Source organism: Zhongshania borealis (assembly GCF_039539625.1).
Taxonomy (GTDB): domain Bacteria; phylum Pseudomonadota; class Gammaproteobacteria; order Pseudomonadales; family Spongiibacteraceae; genus Spongiibacter; species Spongiibacter borealis.
In genome coordinates this window covers 669,242-688,910 of sequence record NZ_BAABDM010000001.1, presented here as the reverse complement: position 1 = coordinate 688,910, position 19,669 = coordinate 669,242, and the positions used below count along the sequence as shown (strand labels likewise).

Genomic DNA, 19,669 nt, shown 5'->3' with positions numbered 1-19,669 from the left:
TTTCTAATGCATTGATATTAATTCATGAGCACTATGTCACACTACATGATAAGTAATAATACGTATGATACCTTTACAGCCTACGGCAGGAACACGAAAACGGTGTAGGGCATTTTTAGGGCTGTAAGCCTATTTTAATTTGGGCTAGGCAAGCGAATAGCGCGCCATCAGTGAGAATAGTTTTGCTCGAACATAAATTTGAACTCAACGTTTTCGAAAAACATTTGTCCGCGCTTTTCGCCGTAAGCCTACCGCGACAACATTCACTTGTTAATTTGTGTCACTGATTCGAATTGTAAATTTGCTATAGAGATCAAGCTCATGACCGAAAGTATCACTGCAAAGCTACGCCCTACAGTAGCCCTTGTATCTGAGAACGACGTGTATTTATCCATTGAGCAAGATGCTTATCAAAATTCTAAGGCGCTTCTTAAAAAGGAAGCGGAGAAGGCAAGTTTAGATGTGGGGATTCTCCCCTTAGCACAATCGCAACGTGGACTTTGGTTTGGCGAGAAAATAGGTCCTAAAAATGCGATTTACAATATTGCTGAGTACTGCGAAATTCTTGGTGCTATACAGCCCGATATTTTCATTGCTGCGTTAAATCAGATAACCGTTGAGGCAGAGACGACTCGCGTTGAAATACTTGATACTGACGACGGCCCAAGACAAATAATACTCGACAGCTATAAGGGGACATTTCCTTATATTGATATGACCCATGCCGATGATCCGCGGGCGACGGCTGAAGCATGGATGATGCATGAACTCAGCCAGCCCGTTGACCTTGCCTGCGATCCACTTTGGGTTTGTGCCCTCTTTAAGATCAGTGAAAATTGTTTCTTCTGGTACCAACGCAGCCATCATGTCGTGTTAGATGGCTTTGGAGCCGGTATTATTTCGCGCCGTTGCGCGGAAATATATAACGCCTTACTCGAAGATCGGGATATTGGCCCCAGCCCATTTTTACCGCTAAAGCTACAACACGAGCTTGAAACGAAATATTTGCAATCCAGCCGCTATCTGCGTGACCGCGCATACTGGCTAGAAGAACTGAAATCACTACCCGACCCCGTGTCCCTGACCACGCACAAAGCGGTTCGTGCTGGGGGCCTACGCCGAAGTACTGCCCGTCTATCTTCTAGCGCTAGCAGCACTCTTCGGCAGCTCGGCAAGGAAGCGGAAGGTAGTTTGCCTCAGGTGTTAATAAGCCTATTCGCTGCATACATTTATAGGATGACGGGCTCTGACGACTTGGTGTTTGGTATGCCTGTTACAGCGCGGGCAAACCGTGAAATGCGCAATATTCCGAGCATGATGGCCAACGCGGTATCAATCCGCTTGACTATGAATGCCGATTTAAATTTAACCAGCTTACTCAAACAAGTTTCCAAGACCGTTCGCCAGTCATTACGCCACCAGCAATTTCGCTACGAAGATCTGCGCCGTGAGCTGGGTTTACTCGGCCAAGGCCAGCAAATTTCTTGGGTTGGGGTAAACATTGAGCCTTTTGACTACGACTTAAATTTTGGCGGCCATAAATGCCTCGCGCAAAACGTGTGCAATGGCACAGTAGAAGATTTAACCGTATTTATTTACGACCGTGGTGATAACGAAGGGCTGCGAATTGATTTCGACGCTAACCCAGCTCTCTACACACAAACAGACTTAGACAAACATCGAGATCGCTTCGTGCGCCTTATTAACGCTGTTTTGAGCAATCCGACAACATCGATCTCTCAGTTAGAGTTGCTTGCTGAAACGGAGAAGCACCTGCTGTTCAACCAATGGAATAACACCGACAAAGCATTACCGGATACAAATTTAATTACGCTGTTTGAACAACAAGTTGCGAAGACACCAAATGCGATTGCGCTTGTGTCTGGTGAGCAAAAGATCACTTATCAATCGCTGTCGCGGCGTGTGAATCATCTGGTGAATTTACTGGGTTCACGCAATATTCGTGAAGGTGACCTTGTTGCAATTGCCCTGCCCCGCGACGAATCAATGCTTACCGCCCTGCTAGCAATAATGAAAACCGGCTCAGCGTATTTGCCCTTAGACCCAAACGCGCCGGCTGAACGTTTAGCTATGGTCTTAGAGGAAGGCAAACCACAGCTCATGCTGTCAACCACGGCCATAAGCGACAAGCAATTCAGCGACAATGCCGCAGTCCTCAATCTCGATACCATTGATTTGGATATCGCTGAGACTTATACCGCCGATACTGCAGCCATCATTGGCGGCGATACCAGCGCCTATGTCATTTACACCTCTGGGTCGACTGGCCGCCCCAAAGGCGTTGAGATAAGCCATACCGGTTTGCTCAATTTCCTTTTGGCTATGCAAGACGAGCTACACATTACGGCCAGCGACAAATTACTTGCCCTCACCACCGTGGCATTTGATATTGCTGCCCTTGAACTCTACCTGCCCTTAATTGTTGGCGCACAAGTGGTTATGGCAAGTCGTGACGTCGCCAAAGACCCGTCGGCGTTAGCACGCCTAATTACTGATCAAAATATTACCGTGATGCAGGCAACCCCCTCCCATTGGCAGGCTCTTCTTGCAGACCATGCCGACCAGCTCCAGAACGTTCGCCCACTCGTTGGCGGCGAAGCACTTCCCGCACAATTAGCCCAAAAAATGCGCAAGCTTGGCCACCCAATTATTAACCTTTACGGGCCAACTGAGACTACGATCTGGTCTACGATTATGCGCTTAGACGGCGACGACCTAGACATGCCACCAATAGGTCGTCCAATCAACAACACTAAGGTTTATGTCCTTGATCAAACTATGCAAGCCGTCCCACTGGGTGCAATCGGCGAGTTATTTATCGGCGGTAGCGGCGTGGCGAAAGGCTACTTACACCGGCCGGAATTGACTGCTGAACGGTTTGTTAGCAACCCCTTTGGCGAAGGAAGGCTCTACAAGACCGGCGATCTTGCGCGCTGGCGAGCAGACGGGGTATTGGAATACCTCGGCCGCAATGATTTTCAAATTAAGATCCGTGGCTTCCGGGTTGAGGCCGAAGATGTTGAGGCCAATATTCAGCGACACGCGGCCGTCAAACAGGCCGTTGTCACCCTACGTAAAGATCCCCGCGGTGATCCAAAACTGGTTGCCCATATCCTTGCGGTAAGCGATGACAACGGCAATCAAGTGGATATCGATACGGCCGCGCTGCGCAAACAGCTGGAGCAAACCCTGCCGGATTATATGATTCCAGCGGTATTTGTATGTGTTGATAGCCTGCCTACCAACGTAAATGGCAAGCTGGACCGTAACGCCCTACCCGAACCAAGCTGGCAGCTGACCCAAACTTATGTGGCGCCGCGCAATGCGCTAGAAAATCAATTGGTCGACCTTTGGTGTGAGGTTTTTGAACTCGAAAAGATTGGCATTCATGATAGCTTTTTTGACCTAGGTGGCGACTCACTGACCGCTGCACGAATGATTTCACGCTTGCGCGAATTAATGAAACGGGATATTCCCCTCGCGGCAGTATTTGAAGCCAGCACAATTGCCGAGCTGAGCGAGCAACTGCAATCACAGAAAGCCGTGGACCCACTTGGTGTCATGTTGCCACTAAAATCAGCCGGTACCGTAGCGCCGCTATTCTGTATCCATCCGGTTATTGGTTTGAGCTGGGCCTATACCGGTTTAGGTCGCTACTTGAATAGTGAGCAAAATCTTTACGGGATTCAGGCCAGAGGATTAACAACTGAGAATCCGCATAGCACCGGCAGCCGACTGCCGCAGAGCATCGCAGAAATGGCAAAAGAATATATTGAGCATATCCGTCGGGTACAGCCCGCCGGACCCTACAAACTATTGGGTTGGTCAATGGGAGGATTACTCGCTCACGAAGTTGCCAGACGCTTAGAGGCTGACGGCGAACAAATTGAATACCTAGCGCTGCTCGACGCCTACCCTTACTTACAAGGTGAAGAACGCGCAACCGATGAACGCCTGCTAGTACAAAGTGCCCTCAGCTTTATGGGCTTAAGCCCTAACGCGCTACCTGCTGATTCGCAAAACATGGGCGAACTCAGCGCCTTCTTATGCCAAGAATACGATGTATACAATCTGCCATTTGTAAAAGAAATGCAGCAAAGCAATAAGCAAATCATTGCTAGCGTGCAGCAGATTATCGAAAACAACCTGGCAATTTCACGCGACTTTGTGCCCGGTAAAATCAAGGCTGACATGTTGTTTGTTGCTGCGAATCAAACTGCCGAATGCGCGATTAGCGATGTAATTCAGAACAACGCCGCGGTATGGCAAGACTATGTAGGCGAATTGAGTGTGCATACCGTGGACTGCCATCACCAGCAGATGTTTGATGCCCAGCCATTAGAACTGATCGGTCCCCTAATTGCAGACACGCTTATGGCTCAGCCATCCGCTAAGGTCTTACACGGGATATAAATGAATATCACAATCTTTAGTATTGGCACCCAAGGCGACGTTCGCCCTTTCATTGCTTTGGGGCTTGGGCTGCAATCTGTCGGCCACAAAGTGTGTATTGCCAGCGGCCAAACCTGCGCGACATTGGTTCGCAGCCACGGCTTGCGATATTCACCGCTCACCGCAGATTTTCTGGAGGTCATGGCAAAAGACCCGCGTGCCATTCAGCGGGGATTAAACCCGCTGGCATTAATGAGTACCGCGCGTCGTCATCTTAAAGACATGTCGCAGCATTGGGCAAGTGAAGGCCTTACTGCCGCCGAGGGCGCCGATTTGCTCTTAGGCAACGGCATGATGGCAGTGCTAGCAAACTCCCTTGGTGAAGCGCTTGGCATTCCCTCGATCGAAACCCACTTGCAACCGGTAACCCCCTGCCCTGATATTCCACCGATGATGTTAACGCCCCCGGCCCGGCCGCGAAACGGCACACTGAATGAAATCCTGTACCACGTATTACGCGGCGTAACTTGGCGCATGCTCAGCGCGGCTTATGGTCCCGTGCGTAAATCTTTAAATTTAAACCCCCTGCCTTGGTACGGACCGTATTATCGTCAGAAGAAACAAGACCGACGTATTTTATATGGCTATAGCCCCGCATTGCTTCCACGGTCACCGAGCTGGCCACCGGGTGTGCAAGTAACCGGAAACTGGTTCCTACAAGGCGAAGTCAAATGGCAGCCCTCGGCTGAGCTAAATGCATTTCTCAGTTGCGGAGATAAACCAATCTACATTGGCTTTGGTAGCATGCTCAGTGACGATACCGACGGCCTAAGCACTATAATCAATGAAGCCATTGCGAAAACAGGTCGCCGCGCGATAATAGCTACCGGATGGGGCGGATTGGCCGTTCAAGATCACAGCAATCCAAACGTTTTATTTATCGATGCTGCGCCCCACGACTGGCTCTTCCCTCAGGTCGCACTCGCTGTACATCATGGCGGTGCAGGAACCACCGCGGCAACCATTCGAGCTGGCATACCGTCCGTGATCGTTCCTTTTTTTGGCGACCAACCCTTCTGGGCATGGCGACTAAAGCAAAACGGCGTTGCACCCGCGGCACTTATGCGTAAAACGCTAACGGCAGAGCAATTAGCCGCAGCAATCAACGCAGCAAGCGCTGACGAAATGCAAACTGCAGCAGCCCTACTTGCCAGCAAAATAGCACAAGAAGACGGCGTAAAGACGGCAATTGCAACGCTCGAAGAATGGGGTGTTCTAGAGAAATTTACGAGGAGCACCGCACCAGCGACTAAAAACACCCACACCGACACACTGGTGACACCGTTTTAAGTACCGCACCGAAGGCGAATAAATCGCTCACGTCAGAGTTTGTTAGTGCGCCGCGGTCCATCCCCTTGCCTAATTTTACTGGTGTTTGCATGCATTGTAGCTTTGATGCCGCAAACTACAGCGACGCACTTTTTAAACACTATGACATTAACTTTCCGCCGCAGTTAACCTCAATAGTATCTCATCGTAAGGCTGAATATCTCGCAGGCCGAATAGCGGCAAATCACGCCATGGCCGCGCTTGGTATGCCCCCAGCAAACATTAGTATCGGTCGTCACCGTAGCCCGGTTTGGCCTAGCGGCGTGGCCGGCGCGATCACTCACCATCGCGGTCAGGTTTATTGTATGTTGGCAAAGCAATTAGTGGACAGCCCTTCTCGTCTTCGGCCCGGCATTGATTATGAATCTTTTATCCCCGCACAAGATCTCGAATTACTCGCCACCAGTATTGTCAATCCAGCGGAATTGGCCTTGATCACAACGCATTTCCAGCATCCAGAGCAGGGCTTAAGTGTGGTTTTTTCAGCGAAAGAATCGCTGTTTAAGGCTCTCTATCCCGAAGTGGGCCGGTATTTTGATTTTCTCGACGTAAACGTGTCAAACATTAATATATCGCGCCGAGAGTTAGAACTAAGCTTACTGTGCAATCTAACACGACACCTGCAACGCGGCTGCAGTTTTAAGGTCTATTGGCAAACAATTGATAACAGCGTGCTCACCTGGATTCTGCACTGTGCCAACAATCACGACCAAATCGGGCAGCAAGCCTGAAGCGGTAATTGCGCCGTTCAATAGCCACAACAGTGGCTGCGCAATATGCCTTATTTAACTCCCCTTAAGTGTTTCTTAATTATTAGTCGATACTGTTTGCCGTAATCTTATTTACGCCACTTGTCGATATTGAACTCAATTATGGCCTCGTATTTTCAACCCCGAAGCCAGCTTGTCGATCCATTGAGAAACCTTATGTCATTTGCCTACCGCTTACGACCGTATCAAATCTTTATCCTTACCGCAGTATTCCTAACCGCGACAGCGAATCTGACTTTCTTTAGCGCGGTCCTTGAGTTCTACCCACTTACCAGTAATTCCGGATTCTTAATCTCGATGGCAGTACTGGTGGTCTCCTGCCTCGTTTTATTAATGGCCGTTATCAGCATGGTCCTTCCCTGGCGAATAACACTGAGTTTATTTTTGCTGATCGCGGCGGCAAGCTCTTACTTTTCAGACCAGTTTGGCACTGTCATTGATATTGAAATGATCCGCAATATTTTTGAGACAGACGCGGCAGAATCTACAGATTTACTTAGTGTTAATTTGGCATTGCGGATGCTTCTCCTCGGTTTGCTCCCAACAGCGCTTATTTGGTGGCTGCCGTCGCGTCGTAAACCGTTTGTACAGGGTAAGTTAGCTCATGCATTTACGGGCTTGGTGGCAGCGGGTCTTATGGCCGCGTGTGTATTTTCATTCAGCAGTCAATACGCCAGTTTTTTCCGGGAGCATAAAACGGTTCGTTACTATATTAGCCCCGCATACCCGATTTACTCAGCCCTACAGTTCGCTGCTAGTTTTGCGCCTACATCGGCACCGCGTCAATTTGTGGAATTAAATGCGGTTGCAAATATACTAGAGACCCCAGCGGCTCACGCGGAGCTCGTTATTCTCGTGGTCGGTGAAACGGCGCGTGCTGATCACTTCTCCTTAAATGGATACCGGCGCGACACCAACCCACACCTTGCAGCTGAGCCCAATTTAATTAGCTATAGCAACATTTACTCCTGCGGCACTTCAACGGCTATTTCAGTACCCTGCATGTTCTCGTATTCAGCTCACGACCGCTTCGATGTAAAAAGCGCACGCAACACCGAAAACGGTTTAGATTTATTACAGGCGGCCGGTGTAAACGTTTTGTGGCGAGACAATAATTCCGATTCCAAAGGCGTTGCCAACCGCGTGCCCTTTGAAAATTTCCGCAGCTCTGACCTGAACCCAGTGTGCGACGAGGAGTGCCGTGACATTGGTATGCTTAGCGGCTTACAAACGTATATTGACAGCAAAAGTGGCGACATATTAGTGGTACTGCATCAAATGGGCAGCCACGGCCCGGCTTACCACCGTCGCTACCCGAAAGAATTTGAGAAATTTACCCCCGCTTGCCAATCGGGAGAATTAGCAGACTGTACGCAACAAGAGATCATTAATGCCTACGACAATACGATTTTGTATACCGACTATTTCTTGTCCAAGGTCATCGGACTGTTAAAAGCCAATTCACCAAAATACGAAACAGCCATGTTCTACGTCAGCGACCACGGTGAGTCTCTAGGGGAGTCAGGTATTTACCTTCACGGCATGCCATACAGCTTTGCACCTAAAGCCCAGACCCATGTGCCCGTAATTGCCTGGATCGGCGAATCTTCCGATATTGATTTTGCACAATCGCTCGCCTTAAAAGACCAAGTTAACTCCCACGATGCCGTCTTTGATACGCTCTTAGCGGTATTTGAAGTGACAACTGAGCTTTTACCCGCGTCCGACAAAAAACTCGTCGCGCTAAAAGACGAGGACGATAACGAAGACCACAATGTCACCCACTAAGCATGTGCTGTGGTCACTGTGCGCGCTCATAGTAATTACGCTGTGCTTTGAGCTTAGCAACCTCGATTTATGGGTTCAAAATTTTTTATACGACCGCAGCAGCCAGGAATGGCTACTTAAGATCGACGGCCACCCTTGGCGGCATTTTTTCTTCTACAACGGCCCCAAAAGACTTTTGCCGGCACTTGAACTTGCGCTGGTCGTAAGTCTCTTGTTTTTCCGCAAACACCGACTAATACAGCAATATCACCAAGGCCTGCTGATTGTATTGATCGCCCTCCCCCTTGGCCCTGCTGTGGTGTCATCGCTAAAAGCCACTACGAACGTAGCCTGCCCCTATGCGCTAAGCCAATACGGCGGCGAAATACCCTATATAAAGATTTTTGAATCTTATCCACTAGGTGAAATACCAGAAAAGCAGCAGCGCTGTTTTCCCGCTGGCCATGCCAGCGGCGGCTTCGCTTTATTAGCTCTGTACTATTTACCCAAAGCCCCGCGGCGGCGTCGCCAAATGCTCGGTCTCGCCCTCGCCATAGGCTGGAGTATGGGCGCATACAAAATGCTACTCGGCCACCACTTTACTAGTCATACCATAATATCCATGGTGCTCTGTTGGCTGGTCGTTAATTGCATTGCCCTAATGGTGACACCGCATAAGGCGACACCCCCAAACGCACGGCAGCCACCATAAAAAGGTGGCAGCGCAGAGAGCGATTGATTAAACCGCTGCGTATACGTTGCCGCACTCCAAACTCATTGAGCGACCACTATTATCAGCGTGAGTGCACTGACAACCCGCTATAGCACTTAACAATTAGACACAATTATCCATAGATTAAGATAGTTTGCCACACTCTCATGGTTCTGAGCTGCTGACTGTATTATCATTACCGCCGGTCATTACCCGACTGCGCCGTGCGGTCGCCCCGAGCCCAATGACAACTATTAAGGATAGTGATTATATGAATCAGAGCATGGTTCAAGCATTTGCTGGCAACTTCTTAGGCAATGCGCCTCTATGGTACAAAAAAACCATTATCGGTTTTCTTATTCTTAACCCAATTCTTTTCTTTACCGCTGGGCCGTTTGTGGCTGGCTGGGCACTGATCGCGGAGTTTATCTTCACTCTAGCCATGGCGCTAAAATGCTACCCATTACAGCCAGGTGGCTTACTCGCAATCGAAGCGATCATCATTGGCATGGCCTCACCCGAAACGGTGTACATGGAAGCACGCAACAACTTCGAAGTAATTCTACTACTGGTATTTATGGTTGCCGGCATTTACTTCATGAAGAATTTGTTGCTTTTTGTGTTCACAAAATTACTCCTTAACGTAAAGTCAAAAATAGCCTTATCACTGGTGTTCTCATTGATGGCCGCAGTGTTAAGCGCTTTCCTAGATGCCCTAACGGTAACAGCGGTCTTAATTGCCGTGGGAATCGGTTTTTACTCGGTGTATCACCGCGTCGCATCGGGGGGGCATCACTCCCACAGCGATCACGACCACGGGGACGATGATAAGGTCACCGATAACTCCCGCGAAGATCTTGAACAGTTCCGCGCCTTTTTACGTAGCTTGCTAATGCACGGCGCTGTCGGTACCGCACTGGGGGGCGTTTGTACCTTGGTTGGCGAACCTCAGAACCTGTTGATTGCAGAAAAAATGGGCTGGGATTTCATGGATTTCTTGCGCGTCATGTCACCCATCACCATGCCTGTATTGTTTGCCGGCCTCCTGACCTGCATGCTACTGGAAGTTACTGGGAAATTTGGCTACGGCGCTAAGTTGCCGAGCTCAGTGCGTACCGTACTCGAGGAGTATTCCGCAGAGCAGGATCGTAAACGTACCCCTTCTGACGTAGCCATGCTGATTGTGCAGGGCCTTGTTGCGGTGTTTTTGGTTATCGGTCTCGCGTTCCACCTCGCGCCTGTCGGGCTAATTGGATTAACGATTATTGTATTGCAAACAGCCTTTAACGGTATTGTAGACGAACACCGTATTGGTCATGCATTTGAAGAAGCGCTGCCCTTCACCGCCTTATTAGTGGTGTTCTTCGCGATCGTTGGCGTTATTCATGAACAGCACTTGTTTAAGCCCGTCATTGACTACGTATTAGCAATGGAAGGCCAAATGCGTACCGTTATGTTTTTTATCGCAAACGGCGCACTCAGTGTAATCAGCGACAATGTGTTTGTTGCTACGGTGTATATCAACGAAGTGAAGGCGGCTTTCGATGCCGGTAATCTGACTCACGAGGAGCTTGAGCGTCTAGCCGTTGCGATCAACACTGGCACCAACATCCCCAGTGTTGCGACACCTAACGGCCAAGCGGCCTTCCTGTTTTTGTTGACCTCGGCACTCGCACCACTCATTCGCCTCTCTTACGGTAAAATGGTGATTATGGCTCTACCCTATACCATTGTAATGAGTGGAGTTGCCTTAATGTCCGTATGGCTCTTTGATTAAACCCGAGCTTGGTAGGCGAGGCTAAATACTCGCTGGCCGCCGCGATAGAAACAACAAACCCCGGTCTAACCGGGGTTTGTTGTTTCTGGAATTACGCGTTAGGCCAGTTTAAACCGAATGTTTAAGCTGCTTAGTGTTCGTCACTCTGGTAACTGATATGCACGTCGGCATTTTGATTCTTACCGCCAAGTTTTGCATCTGCACCAAGTGAGGATATTTCAAATCCTGGCGGTGCATCGGAGCTAATATAGATATAGGGGTTCTTCCAGGGATCAAGCAACAAGGTTTCGCGATTGATATAGGGTCCATTCCACTTGCCGGCAACGGGCTCAATAGAAGGCACTACATACAATGCAATTAAACCCTGCTCGCTGCTGGGGTACCGCTTATTGTCAAGTTTGTATTGGTGCAAGGCCATGGACAGGCGGCGGATATCCGTGTCGACCTGCTCTTTAAGCGCCGTGTCGATTCGCTTCATAACAATCACACTAATGACGATAACTATTACACTAGAAATCGCTAACACTAAGACAACTTCCCAAAGTTTTATGCCCCGCTGGCGTATTTTCGACGCCGGAGAACCCCAGGAAGTAGCATTAAGCAGACCGTTCAATGGCAATAATCTCAAATTGCTACCGTTTAAAAACGGTTTTGGCTCAATTTAGCCAGCAGGGACGTCAGTGTGCGATTTATCGCGCCTTCCGCAGCAAAACCTAAACGCTCTGGTAAGCTGCGTTTTTGGCGGTAGCTCACCGCGTAAATATCACTATCAGCGCGCTGGCTCAGCAAGTAGTCGTCGCTGGTACGAATTTCATCAACCAGTTTTACGTCAAGAGCCTTAGAGCCATACCAAACTTCACCCGTCGCGATATTGTCAATTTCCAATTGCGGACGATTTTCACTGACAAATTCTTTGAACAGAACATGCGTCTCTTCGAGTTCTTCAATGAACTTTTTGCGCCCTTCGTCGGTATTTTCGCCGACCATGGTAAGCGTGCGCTTATGTGCGCCGGCGGTGTGAAGTTCAATATCAACATCGTGCTTTTTAAGCAGACGATTGAAGTTGGGGAGCTGTGCAACCACACCAATCGAGCCAATAACCGCAAAAGGTGCAGCCATAATGCGATTACCAATACAGGCCATCATATACCCGCCACTCGCGGCGACACGATCTATCGCAATCGTGAGCGGAATGCCATGCGCGCGAATACGCTGCAATTGTGATGCCGCCAAGCCATAGCTGTGCACCATACCGCCCGGACTTTCCAAACGCAGCAAAATTTCATCTTCTGGCCGAGCTACGGTCAGTATCGCTGAAATTTCATGGCGCAAGAACTCAACCTCAGAGGCACTTACGTCACCGTCGAAATCCAGTACGTATAAGCGTTTGCGATGCTGGTCGGCATTTTTCTTGGCATCGGCTTTTTCTTGTTTTTTCTTGGCCTTACGTTCCTTTTTAAAGCTATCTTCGTCAAGAATTTCAAATTTAAGCAAATCTTCCCAATCTTCATATCGGTGATTGAGGGTTGTCACTTCAATATGACCGTCAGTACCTTCTTTTTTGTTGCGCTGACTTGCCACCGCAATGGCACTGACAATAACAACAAAGGCAACGACCACCGTAATGGATTTGGCTAAAAACAAGCCGTATTCCAATAGAAATTCCAAAAACATACTCCTAGAGAGGTTTAAAAAGTGCCACATATTCATACGGCAAGGTGGTCTAAGTCAAGCAGACCAATTACGTAAGGCTTTGACTGCTATTGGGTTTTCGGCACGTATAAAGAGTCCGCTGCGGCCCAAATAAACACTATATTGGGCGCCATCGACCATCGGTGCAAAAACAGCATTCCCGAAATTGGCTTCAAGCCATTCATTCAGCACGGAATTACTGCGCAGCCACGCCCAAACGTCAAACGGTTCAGAGAGACTGATGAGATAAATCGTACGCGGTGCATTGCGCTCATTTTCAATATCAGCGTAGCGCCCCAACAGACGCTCCAGACGGTATAGATTATCAAAACCCAATCGCGCTGCTGGCAACTGCCAACGCATTACCCGACTGTCAATTTGCCACTGATCGCCCATCAATAAATACGACTGTAATGGCTCGCCATTTAGCGTATCGACGCTAACTAAATACTGCTGCGCCTCACTATGAGCACCGACAAACACCCTCGCCACCATGGTTTCATCGGCCAGATTGCGGTAACTCAGTACATCTTTGCTGACTATAACCGCGCCAGCAGTAAAACCAAAAGTAATGATGACGGCCAGTGCGCCACTAAATAGATGCTTGCGCAGGCGTAAAACCGCTAGCATGCATAGTAGAACGCCGCCTGCCGATATAAGGATAAGGGTATGATCGAGACTCATTGCTGCACGCTGACGCTTGGTGGCGCACGAAGGAGCGCGATACTATCTTCTGCGACCTGCAGAATTCGTTCATCGGCAATATGACGACGGCCTAGCTCGGTAAGAAAATATTCAATACTGATCATGGCATCCGCAAGGGTTTCTAAGGATTGCACATCCTCAATGGGGTTAACCTTGTTACGGTCAACAAAGCTCCGCATAAACTCTGTTGCGCCACCAGTTACTTCAGGTAGCTTAGCGACACCCATCATGTAAAATGCGCCGCGTACTGAGTTCAGTAGCTGAGGTAAGTTCGAAATATGGCTGCTATCAAAATCGGACTCGATATAAGCGGAAATCGCCCGTTTAACCATGCCGATCGCCGCCGTAGACTCTTCAATAACAATGCTACGCGCTTCACTTAACTGGTTGTCTGAACTGATCGCGTCACGGCGCTCAATCGTAAGGTCACCAAGGTCTTCGTAATTTAATTTTCTGCGGTCAATCTGCGCGAGGCTGCCGTCAATAAATAACAGTGTCTCCGCCAGATCCTCGAGCTGACCGCGCTCCTTAACAAGATCTCGACCTATTAATCCATCAAGTACCACAGCATGCTCATTTAAACTGCCCGCAAAGGCAGGCAAATTCAGGACCATCAGAATATCAGCGCTTTGCTTCAATACCGCAATTAGAGGGCGTATTTCCTCCTCGTCACTACGTTGATGTTGAGCGAGTAGCTCCAAAACATCCTTAGCATGACGCAACTCCCCGCGCAGCTCGTTGATGACCGAGGACACGGTGTCATAGCTTAAACCCAGCATGAGCTTGCGCAGCGAACATATTTGCTCATCATTAATTTCTGCGGGGTAGATTTTCGCCACTTTCATGACTTTTCCAGTCATCCCGCCGTGATAAGAGCTTAAGGCCAATAAATAGCTCAATTCTTGTTCTAGAACTTCATTTAGGGTTAAACGATTTTTTAACCGCCCTCGCAATTGACCTTCTAGGCCCGCGAGCACTTTTTTGCGATGGCTATTAAGCTCCAAACCGTTATTGACAAACGCCTCCAGCACGGCATCTGCGATTAGCCAAAAACGCTGCTGCGGTCCGGGTTCAATGCAATTGCGCAGGCGACGAATTGCACGGGACATCAACGTCAATTGCAGCGGAACTTGGGCGTCGCGTAGTAAGCCTAATAAGCCGGTTTGAAACAAATGAGCAATTCGCTTTAAGTCTCTTTCAAGGTCGGCACCACTAAGCGTAGAACTGCGCAGGCGGATATTAGAATCCCGACTAAACAAAGGCCTTGTTGTCGAGTCGAAATAGCTGTCTGGTAACAGCAGTTGGCCATGAGCGGCGCGTAATTCATTGACATGTGATAAGGCCATTAGCGGAATGTCCGAATGCCTTGACTGCACAAATTCCAAATACCGAGGCACCACAAAAAACGCGGTACTCAAGGCGTTCAACTGCCCTTCAGGCACTGCTTCGGTACTATGTAAAATTGAGTGACACAGGGAGCGCATTTCATCGGCCAGCAGCGCCGCACCAGGAATCTGCAACAGGCGCAAAGTACCGCCAACTTGGCGAAGGTCTATTTCACACTGTTCCAATAGACCGAGGTTATGCCGTTCGGACAAAAATGTTTCAAAGACATTGGTGGCCTGCTGCAGCGTTTTGCCGAGTTCCTCGGCCACTACAGCATATGAGCTGGTATTTATTTCAACTTTCAGTGCCACTTAATTTCCTTATAGCCCGCCGGGCCGTCATCAAGTTTTGCTTTGACTTAGTCGTTTAACTAGCGGTTATTTATAGACTATTTAGCATTAAACAACTGAGAAGCACAGCACTATTAAGGAAATTCTCATATATCGACTTATTAAAAAGGTTAGGAATCAGTGCTCGGTAACTGTTGCCAGAGGCAGTTGCCCCCGCTACTTTTATCGATTTCGGCCAGTTGTTTTTGATGCAGCGCTAGCTCATCGTCGGTCGCCATTACCACTCGCAAACGCCGCGAAGCACGACTTATACGGCGATGTTCGCCAGCCACCCCGCCCTCACTCTGTTGAGAGCCATCATCACCCGCTAAAGACAAGGCCGTTTGCCCGCCGGTCATTAACAAATAGACGTCGGCAAGAATTTCAGCGTCAAGCAGTGCGCCGTGTAAATCACGCTGGGAATTGTCTACATAGTAGCGCGAACACAGGGCGTCGAGACTATTACGCTGCCCGGGGTGCTTCTGCCGAGCCATGACGAGCGTATCGACTACGCCGCAGATCGTCGCCATTTTCGGGTCGTTACGCGCAAGGTACTTAAACTCAGCGTCTAGAAAGCCAATATCAAATGGCGCGTTGTGTATGACCAACTCCGCACCGCGAACAAACTCCAGGAACTCGTCGGCGATCTGGGCAAATACCGGCTTATCCTTGAGCATATCATTGGTAATACCGTGAACTTCGATCGCACCGGCCTCGACCTCTCGCTCAGGGTTTATGTATTGGTGGTAGTGCCGGCCGGTCAATTTGCGATCAATCAATTCAACACAACCGATCTCAATAATCCGGTGACCCTGCGAGGGATCAATACCGGTGGTTTCAGTATCGAGTACTATTTGCCGCATATTAAGATGCCTTTAATTCGTCTATGCCACGATTCGCTAAGGCGTCCGCAATATCATTCTCTCTATGACCGCTATGGCCTTTCACCCACCGCCAATCGACCTTATGCTGCTGGGCGGCCGCGTCTAACTGCTGCCAAAGGTCGGCATTTTTAACCGGTTGTTTGGCTGCTGTTTTCCAGCCGCGTTTTTTCCAATTCACCATCCACTCGGTAATACCTTGGCGGACATATTGGGAATCGGTCGTTAGCACTACGTCGCAGGGCCGTTTTAAGGCCCGCAAAGCTTCGATTGCAGCCATTAATTCCATACGGTTATTGGTTGTTTGTGGTTCACCGCCAAACAAATTGTGTTCTTTACCCTGGTAGCGCAACAGCGCCCCCCAGCCGCCCGGGCCAGGATTACCACGGCAGGCGCCGTCGGTAAAAATTTCAACATGTTCTGGGGCTTCACTCATAGTCTGCTCGTGCTTTTATGGTTCGAGTTGCTCCGACCATCGTCGGATGGCGAAGAATTTTAGCGCGACGCATTGGTCTTTCTTGAACGGGAGTCATCGGCGCGCGGTATTTTGTCGCGCTCAGCACAAAAACACCACCCATTGGCAGATTTTTTGGTGCGGGTTTATGCGTCATGAAAAAACCAGGACTGTTAATCGGCAGGCGATGAAATCCGTATTCCACTAAATTCACATCAAACCCCAATAGCGAAAGCCAATCATTAATACGGTGTAGGCTTAAGTAGTGATTTTGCCACATGGCGCTACGTTTAAGACGGCCAAGGTATCCCCGCATTGCCAGCGGCGAATAGGGATTAATACCGCAGATCACCACCTTGCCGTGGGGCACGATCACGCGCTCGACCTCCCGTAGCACGCGATGCGGATCACCAACGAATTCAAGTAAATGATGAAGTAAAACAACATCTTGCGACTCATTTGCCACCGGAAGCTCATCAAAATCGCAAACCACATCAAGCACTTGGCTCAGCCCATAGTGGCCTATTCCACCCAGACAGAACTGGCGCTGATACACATTGACGTCAATCGGGCAGCGATCGGGGATAACACTCAAATTAAGCAGATTGTATTTCGCGGTGCTGGTGTCACTGATCGCCGCCGCGATTAATGCGCGCTCCTCAAGCAGGATCGTTCGCCCGACATCACTCTGAAACCAGCCGCGAAGTGCCGGTAATAAAACCTCTGGAGAGTGCTGTGCTCGCCATTTTGCCATGCTATATATCCCCCACAACATTTACACCGCAACTATTGCAGGCGGTGAACAGAATGTTTAAGCTGCGCAATCGACTATACGATAATGATTATGCTATCAATATCACCCATATCTGCTTTTAGCGACAACTATATCTGGTGTGTCGCCCACGACGGAGAGGCAATTATTGTCGACCCCGGCGACGCTGTGCCAGTATTAAAGTACCTAGATCAGCACCACCTTAAGCTTAGCGCAATTCTTATTACGCATCACCATTATGACCATGTTGGCGGCATTGAAGCGCTATGTGAGCGGTTTCCGCAAACGCCGGTCTACGGCCCGCAAAATCAATGCCCCGACATTAACCATCGCCTAAATCACGGCGACGCTATCACGCTGTTTGGCCACAAAATTGATGTGATCGCGGTACCGGGACACACCTTAGACCATATTGCCTATTACATTGCACAAAGCAGCCCTGCCCCGTCGTTATTCTGCGGAGACACTTTGTTTGCCGGCGGCTGTGGTCGCTTGTTTGAGGGCACTGCGGAACAAATGTTGACATCGCTAGGACTAATCTCCGCTTTACCGGCCAACACTGAGGTGTATTGTGCCCACGAATACACGCTGAGCAACCTCCGTTTTGCGCAAGTGGTGGAACCCGAAAATCGGGCTTTACAAGAAAGAATTGAAGCAGACACAGGGCGTCGCGCAGAAGGACGCCCAACCGTACCGTCCGAATTGGCATTAGAGTTGCTGACCAATCCGTTCATGAGAACGGGAAAAAGCGCAGTGCAGGCTAGTGTAAATGCCCATGCCGCGTTTAAGTGTCGGGAAGAAAAGGATATTTTTGCCAACTTACGTAAATGGAAGGACGACTTTTGAATACCACAACAGATTAAATGCACTAATATGAGAATATCGAATAACATTTACAAGTTCATTATTGGTGCGACTTTGCTATCACTTGTAGCTGCGTGCGCCCAAACACCACAGCGTCGCTATGTTCGAGCGCAAAGTGATGTGCGCTACTGCGATAAGCCCGAAAATCAATCGGCAAGTATGTGCAAGTACGAACGCGAGGTTGAGCGTAAAAAACAGACCGGAGACCCCGCAAACTATACCCTCCGAGGATTACCGAAGTATTACAGCAGCAACTCAAGTAAAACCAAAGCACTCCCGATGCGCGCCTCTGAGCCCGCTGCAAAGAAAACACAAATACCCACCGCATTAGTATCTTCAAGCGCAGAACAAAAACCAAAGACTGATAGCACCGAAGAACTTTGGACTCGATTAGCGCAAAACCTTAGTTTTGGCGATTTAACCAAGCAAGAAGCAGTTGAAGAGCGTGAAGAATGGTATGCCGAACACGCGTATTATCTCGCCAAAATCAGCAAACGTGCATCGCGATATATCTATTATATTCTTGAGAATCTTGAGTCGCGAGGCATGCCCGCAGACCTTGCGTTACTACCCTTTGTTGAAAGCGCCTACGACCCTTTCGCATACTCCCACGGCCGCGCTTCTGGACTATGGCAATTTGTTCCCAATACAGCCAAGCACTTGGGAATTGAGCAAAACTGGTGGTATGACGGTCGCCGCGATGTTATCACTGCCACCGACTCGGCCTTAGACTATTTAAGCGATCTTAATCGCCGCTTCGACGGCGATTGGCTACTGACGCTCGCCGCGTATAACGCCGGCGCCGGCACGGTTAACAAAGCCATTAACAAAAACACCAAAAAAGGCCTGCCCACCGACTTCTGGTCCTTAAAACTGCCCAAAGAAACGGAAAATTACATACCCAAAATGCTGGCGCTGGTTAAAATTTTCCAAAATCCCGCCAGTTATAACCTAACACTACCAACCCTGGCCAATAGCGAGCACTTTGTTGCCGTCGACACGGGCAGCCAGATCGATCTAGCCCAAGCGGCAAAACTGGCCGAGGTTAGCGTTGATGAGCTATACCGGCTCAATCCCGGATTTAACCGCTGGGTAACTGCACCAGACGGCCCTCACCGTTTATTGATACCGAAAACAAAATCTAAGGTTTTCAAGCAGCGCCTAGCCAAGGTCGAGCCACGAGATCGCGTGCGCTGGCAGCGCTACACCGTTCAGCGCGGTGATAATCTCATTGGCATATCTCGTGAGCACCATGTCGACGTGGCTACACTTAAGGCCAGTAACCAACTCGATAAAGACCTTCTAAAAGTTGGTCAAGTGCTACTCATCCCAGATGCCGGCAACGGCATATCTCCTATGCGTGGCCTAAACCGCGGACAAGCCGTCAACGAAGCGAGCCGCCTTCAGCACGTTGTTAGTAGTGGCGATACTATCAGCGGTATCGCCAGTAAATACGGCGTTAAGAGCGCACAGGTAAATACTTGGAATAAACTGGCGAGCAACGCCACCATTCGTCCAGGGCAAAAGTTAGTAATTTGGGGTAAGGCCGCGAATACCAGTAAACAAGGTATTATTCGTAAAGTGGGATATAAGGTGCGTAGTGGCGACTCGCTGTCACTCATTGCCAGCCGTTTTAATCTACGAATTCGTGATATCGCAGAATGGAATTCAATTAAAACCAGCCAGTATTTGCGTCCCGGTCAATCTCTAACCTTGTATGTAGACATTACCCACGCAGACCTGTGATGGGTTTGATAT

At 49.2% G+C, this 19,669-nt stretch carries 15 protein-coding genes; 8 read left to right on the top strand and 7 right to left on the bottom strand.

Annotation, left to right across the window (positions count from 1 at the left end; translation table 11 throughout):
* The first annotated feature begins 321 nt into the window (after nucleotides 1–321).
* The 6 genes from ABD836_RS03200 (at nucleotide 322) to nhaB (ending at nucleotide 10,828) form a co-directional block, all read left to right on the top strand.
* The gene (locus ABD836_RS03200) at nucleotides 322–4,434 is read left to right on the top strand and encodes an amino acid adenylation domain-containing protein (RefSeq protein ID WP_344932352.1); all 4,113 of its coding nucleotides are present in this window, start codon (nucleotides 322–324) and stop codon (nucleotides 4,432–4,434) included.
* Nucleotides 4,435–5,763, top strand: coding sequence for a glycosyltransferase (locus tag ABD836_RS03195; protein ID WP_344932351.1), 1,329 nt, complete (start codon nucleotides 4,435–4,437; stop codon nucleotides 5,761–5,763).
* An 89-nt stretch (nucleotides 5,764–5,852) separates the two neighbouring features.
* A complete protein-coding gene (locus ABD836_RS03190) occupies nucleotides 5,853–6,533 on the top strand; it encodes a 4'-phosphopantetheinyl transferase family protein (RefSeq protein WP_344932350.1) in 681 nt (226 codons plus the stop codon).
* 195 nt (nucleotides 6,534–6,728) lie between these two features.
* A complete protein-coding gene (locus tag ABD836_RS03185) occupies nucleotides 6,729–8,360 on the top strand; it encodes a phosphoethanolamine transferase (RefSeq protein WP_344932349.1) in 1,632 nt (543 codons plus the stop codon).
* Nucleotides 8,347–9,051: a phosphatase PAP2 family protein gene (locus tag ABD836_RS03180; protein ID WP_344932347.1), complete on the top strand. Its 705-nt coding sequence runs from the start codon at nucleotides 8,347–8,349 to the stop codon at nucleotides 9,049–9,051. Before ABD836_RS03185 ends, ABD836_RS03180 begins: the two co-directional genes overlap by 14 nt.
* Nucleotides 9,052–9,322: 271 nt before the next feature.
* Entirely contained in the window at nucleotides 9,323–10,828 is a 1,506-nt protein-coding gene (gene nhaB / locus ABD836_RS03175; RefSeq protein ID WP_344932346.1) for a sodium/proton antiporter NhaB, read from the top strand.
* A gap of 130 nt (nucleotides 10,829–10,958) precedes the next feature.
* Here nhaB and gspG read toward each other — a convergent pair whose 3' ends face one another.
* From gspG to ABD836_RS03140, 7 genes are all read right to left on the bottom strand, one after another.
* Entirely contained in the window at nucleotides 10,959–11,456 is a 498-nt protein-coding gene (gene gspG, locus ABD836_RS03170; RefSeq protein ID WP_344932345.1) for a type II secretion system major pseudopilin GspG, read from the bottom strand.
* A gap of 11 nt (nucleotides 11,457–11,467) precedes the next feature.
* A complete protein-coding gene (gene sohB / locus ABD836_RS03165) occupies nucleotides 11,468–12,496 on the bottom strand; it encodes a protease SohB (protein ID WP_344932344.1) in 1,029 nt (342 codons plus the stop codon).
* Between the two features lie 60 nt (nucleotides 12,497–12,556).
* Nucleotides 12,557–13,204 (bottom strand): hypothetical protein, encoded by a 648-nt coding sequence (locus ABD836_RS03160; RefSeq protein WP_344932343.1) that lies wholly within the window; start codon nucleotides 13,202–13,204, stop codon nucleotides 12,557–12,559.
* On the bottom strand, nucleotides 13,201–14,922 hold the full coding sequence (locus ABD836_RS03155) for a FimL-related protein (protein ID WP_344932342.1): 1,722 nt from the start codon (nucleotides 14,920–14,922) through the stop codon (nucleotides 13,201–13,203). The genes ABD836_RS03160 and ABD836_RS03155 overlap by 4 nt, the downstream gene beginning before the upstream one ends.
* Before the next feature lie 149 nt (nucleotides 14,923–15,071).
* The gene (gene dnaQ / locus ABD836_RS03150; RefSeq protein ID WP_344932341.1) at nucleotides 15,072–15,803 is read right to left on the bottom strand and encodes a DNA polymerase III subunit epsilon; all 732 of its coding nucleotides are present in this window, start codon (nucleotides 15,801–15,803) and stop codon (nucleotides 15,072–15,074) included.
* A gap of 1 nt (nucleotide 15,804) precedes the next feature.
* Nucleotides 15,805–16,257: a ribonuclease HI gene (gene rnhA, locus ABD836_RS03145; RefSeq protein ID WP_344932340.1), complete on the bottom strand. Its 453-nt coding sequence runs from the start codon at nucleotides 16,255–16,257 to the stop codon at nucleotides 15,805–15,807.
* The gene (locus tag ABD836_RS03140; RefSeq protein WP_344932339.1) at nucleotides 16,250–17,029 is read right to left on the bottom strand and encodes a class I SAM-dependent methyltransferase; all 780 of its coding nucleotides are present in this window, start codon (nucleotides 17,027–17,029) and stop codon (nucleotides 16,250–16,252) included. Before ABD836_RS03140 ends, rnhA begins: the two co-directional genes overlap by 8 nt.
* A gap of 90 nt (nucleotides 17,030–17,119) precedes the next feature.
* Between ABD836_RS03140 and gloB the strand changes: the two genes are divergently transcribed.
* Nucleotides 17,120–17,893: a hydroxyacylglutathione hydrolase gene (gloB, locus tag ABD836_RS03135; protein ID WP_344932338.1), complete on the top strand. Its 774-nt coding sequence runs from the start codon at nucleotides 17,120–17,122 to the stop codon at nucleotides 17,891–17,893.
* Nucleotides 17,894–17,965: 72 nt separating this feature from the next.
* Complete coding sequence (locus ABD836_RS03130; protein WP_344932337.1) at nucleotides 17,966–19,657, top strand: lytic transglycosylase; 1,692 nt, start codon at nucleotides 17,966–17,968, stop codon at nucleotides 19,655–19,657.
* The last annotated feature ends 12 nt before the right edge of the window (nucleotides 19,658–19,669 follow it).

Excerpts from the sequence above, each read along its gene's own strand:
- ABD836_RS03200 (WP_344932352.1), top strand. The coding sequence starts at position 322 with ATGACCGAAAGTATCACTGCAAAGCTACGCCCTACAGTAGCCCTTGTA.
- ABD836_RS03195 (WP_344932351.1), top strand. The coding sequence starts at position 4,435 with ATGAATATCACAATCTTTAGTATTGGCACCCAAGGCGACGTTCGCCCT.
- ABD836_RS03190 (WP_344932350.1), top strand. The coding sequence starts at position 5,853 with ATGCATTGTAGCTTTGATGCCGCAAACTACAGCGACGCACTTTTTAAA.
- ABD836_RS03185 (WP_344932349.1), top strand. The coding sequence starts at position 6,729 with ATGTCATTTGCCTACCGCTTACGACCGTATCAAATCTTTATCCTTACC.
- ABD836_RS03180 (WP_344932347.1), top strand. The coding sequence starts at position 8,347 with ATGTCACCCACTAAGCATGTGCTGTGGTCACTGTGCGCGCTCATAGTA.
- nhaB (WP_344932346.1), top strand. The coding sequence starts at position 9,323 with ATGAATCAGAGCATGGTTCAAGCATTTGCTGGCAACTTCTTAGGCAAT.
- ABD836_RS03160 (WP_344932343.1), bottom strand. The coding sequence starts at position 13,204 with ATGAGTCTCGATCATACCCTTATCCTTATATCGGCAGGCGGCGTTCTA.
- dnaQ (WP_344932341.1), bottom strand. The coding sequence starts at position 15,803 with ATGCGGCAAATAGTACTCGATACTGAAACCACCGGTATTGATCCCTCG.
- rnhA (WP_344932340.1), bottom strand. The coding sequence starts at position 16,257 with ATGAGTGAAGCCCCAGAACATGTTGAAATTTTTACCGACGGCGCCTGC.
- ABD836_RS03140 (WP_344932339.1), bottom strand. The coding sequence starts at position 17,029 with ATGGCAAAATGGCGAGCACAGCACTCTCCAGAGGTTTTATTACCGGCA.
- gloB (WP_344932338.1), top strand. The coding sequence starts at position 17,120 with ATGCTATCAATATCACCCATATCTGCTTTTAGCGACAACTATATCTGG.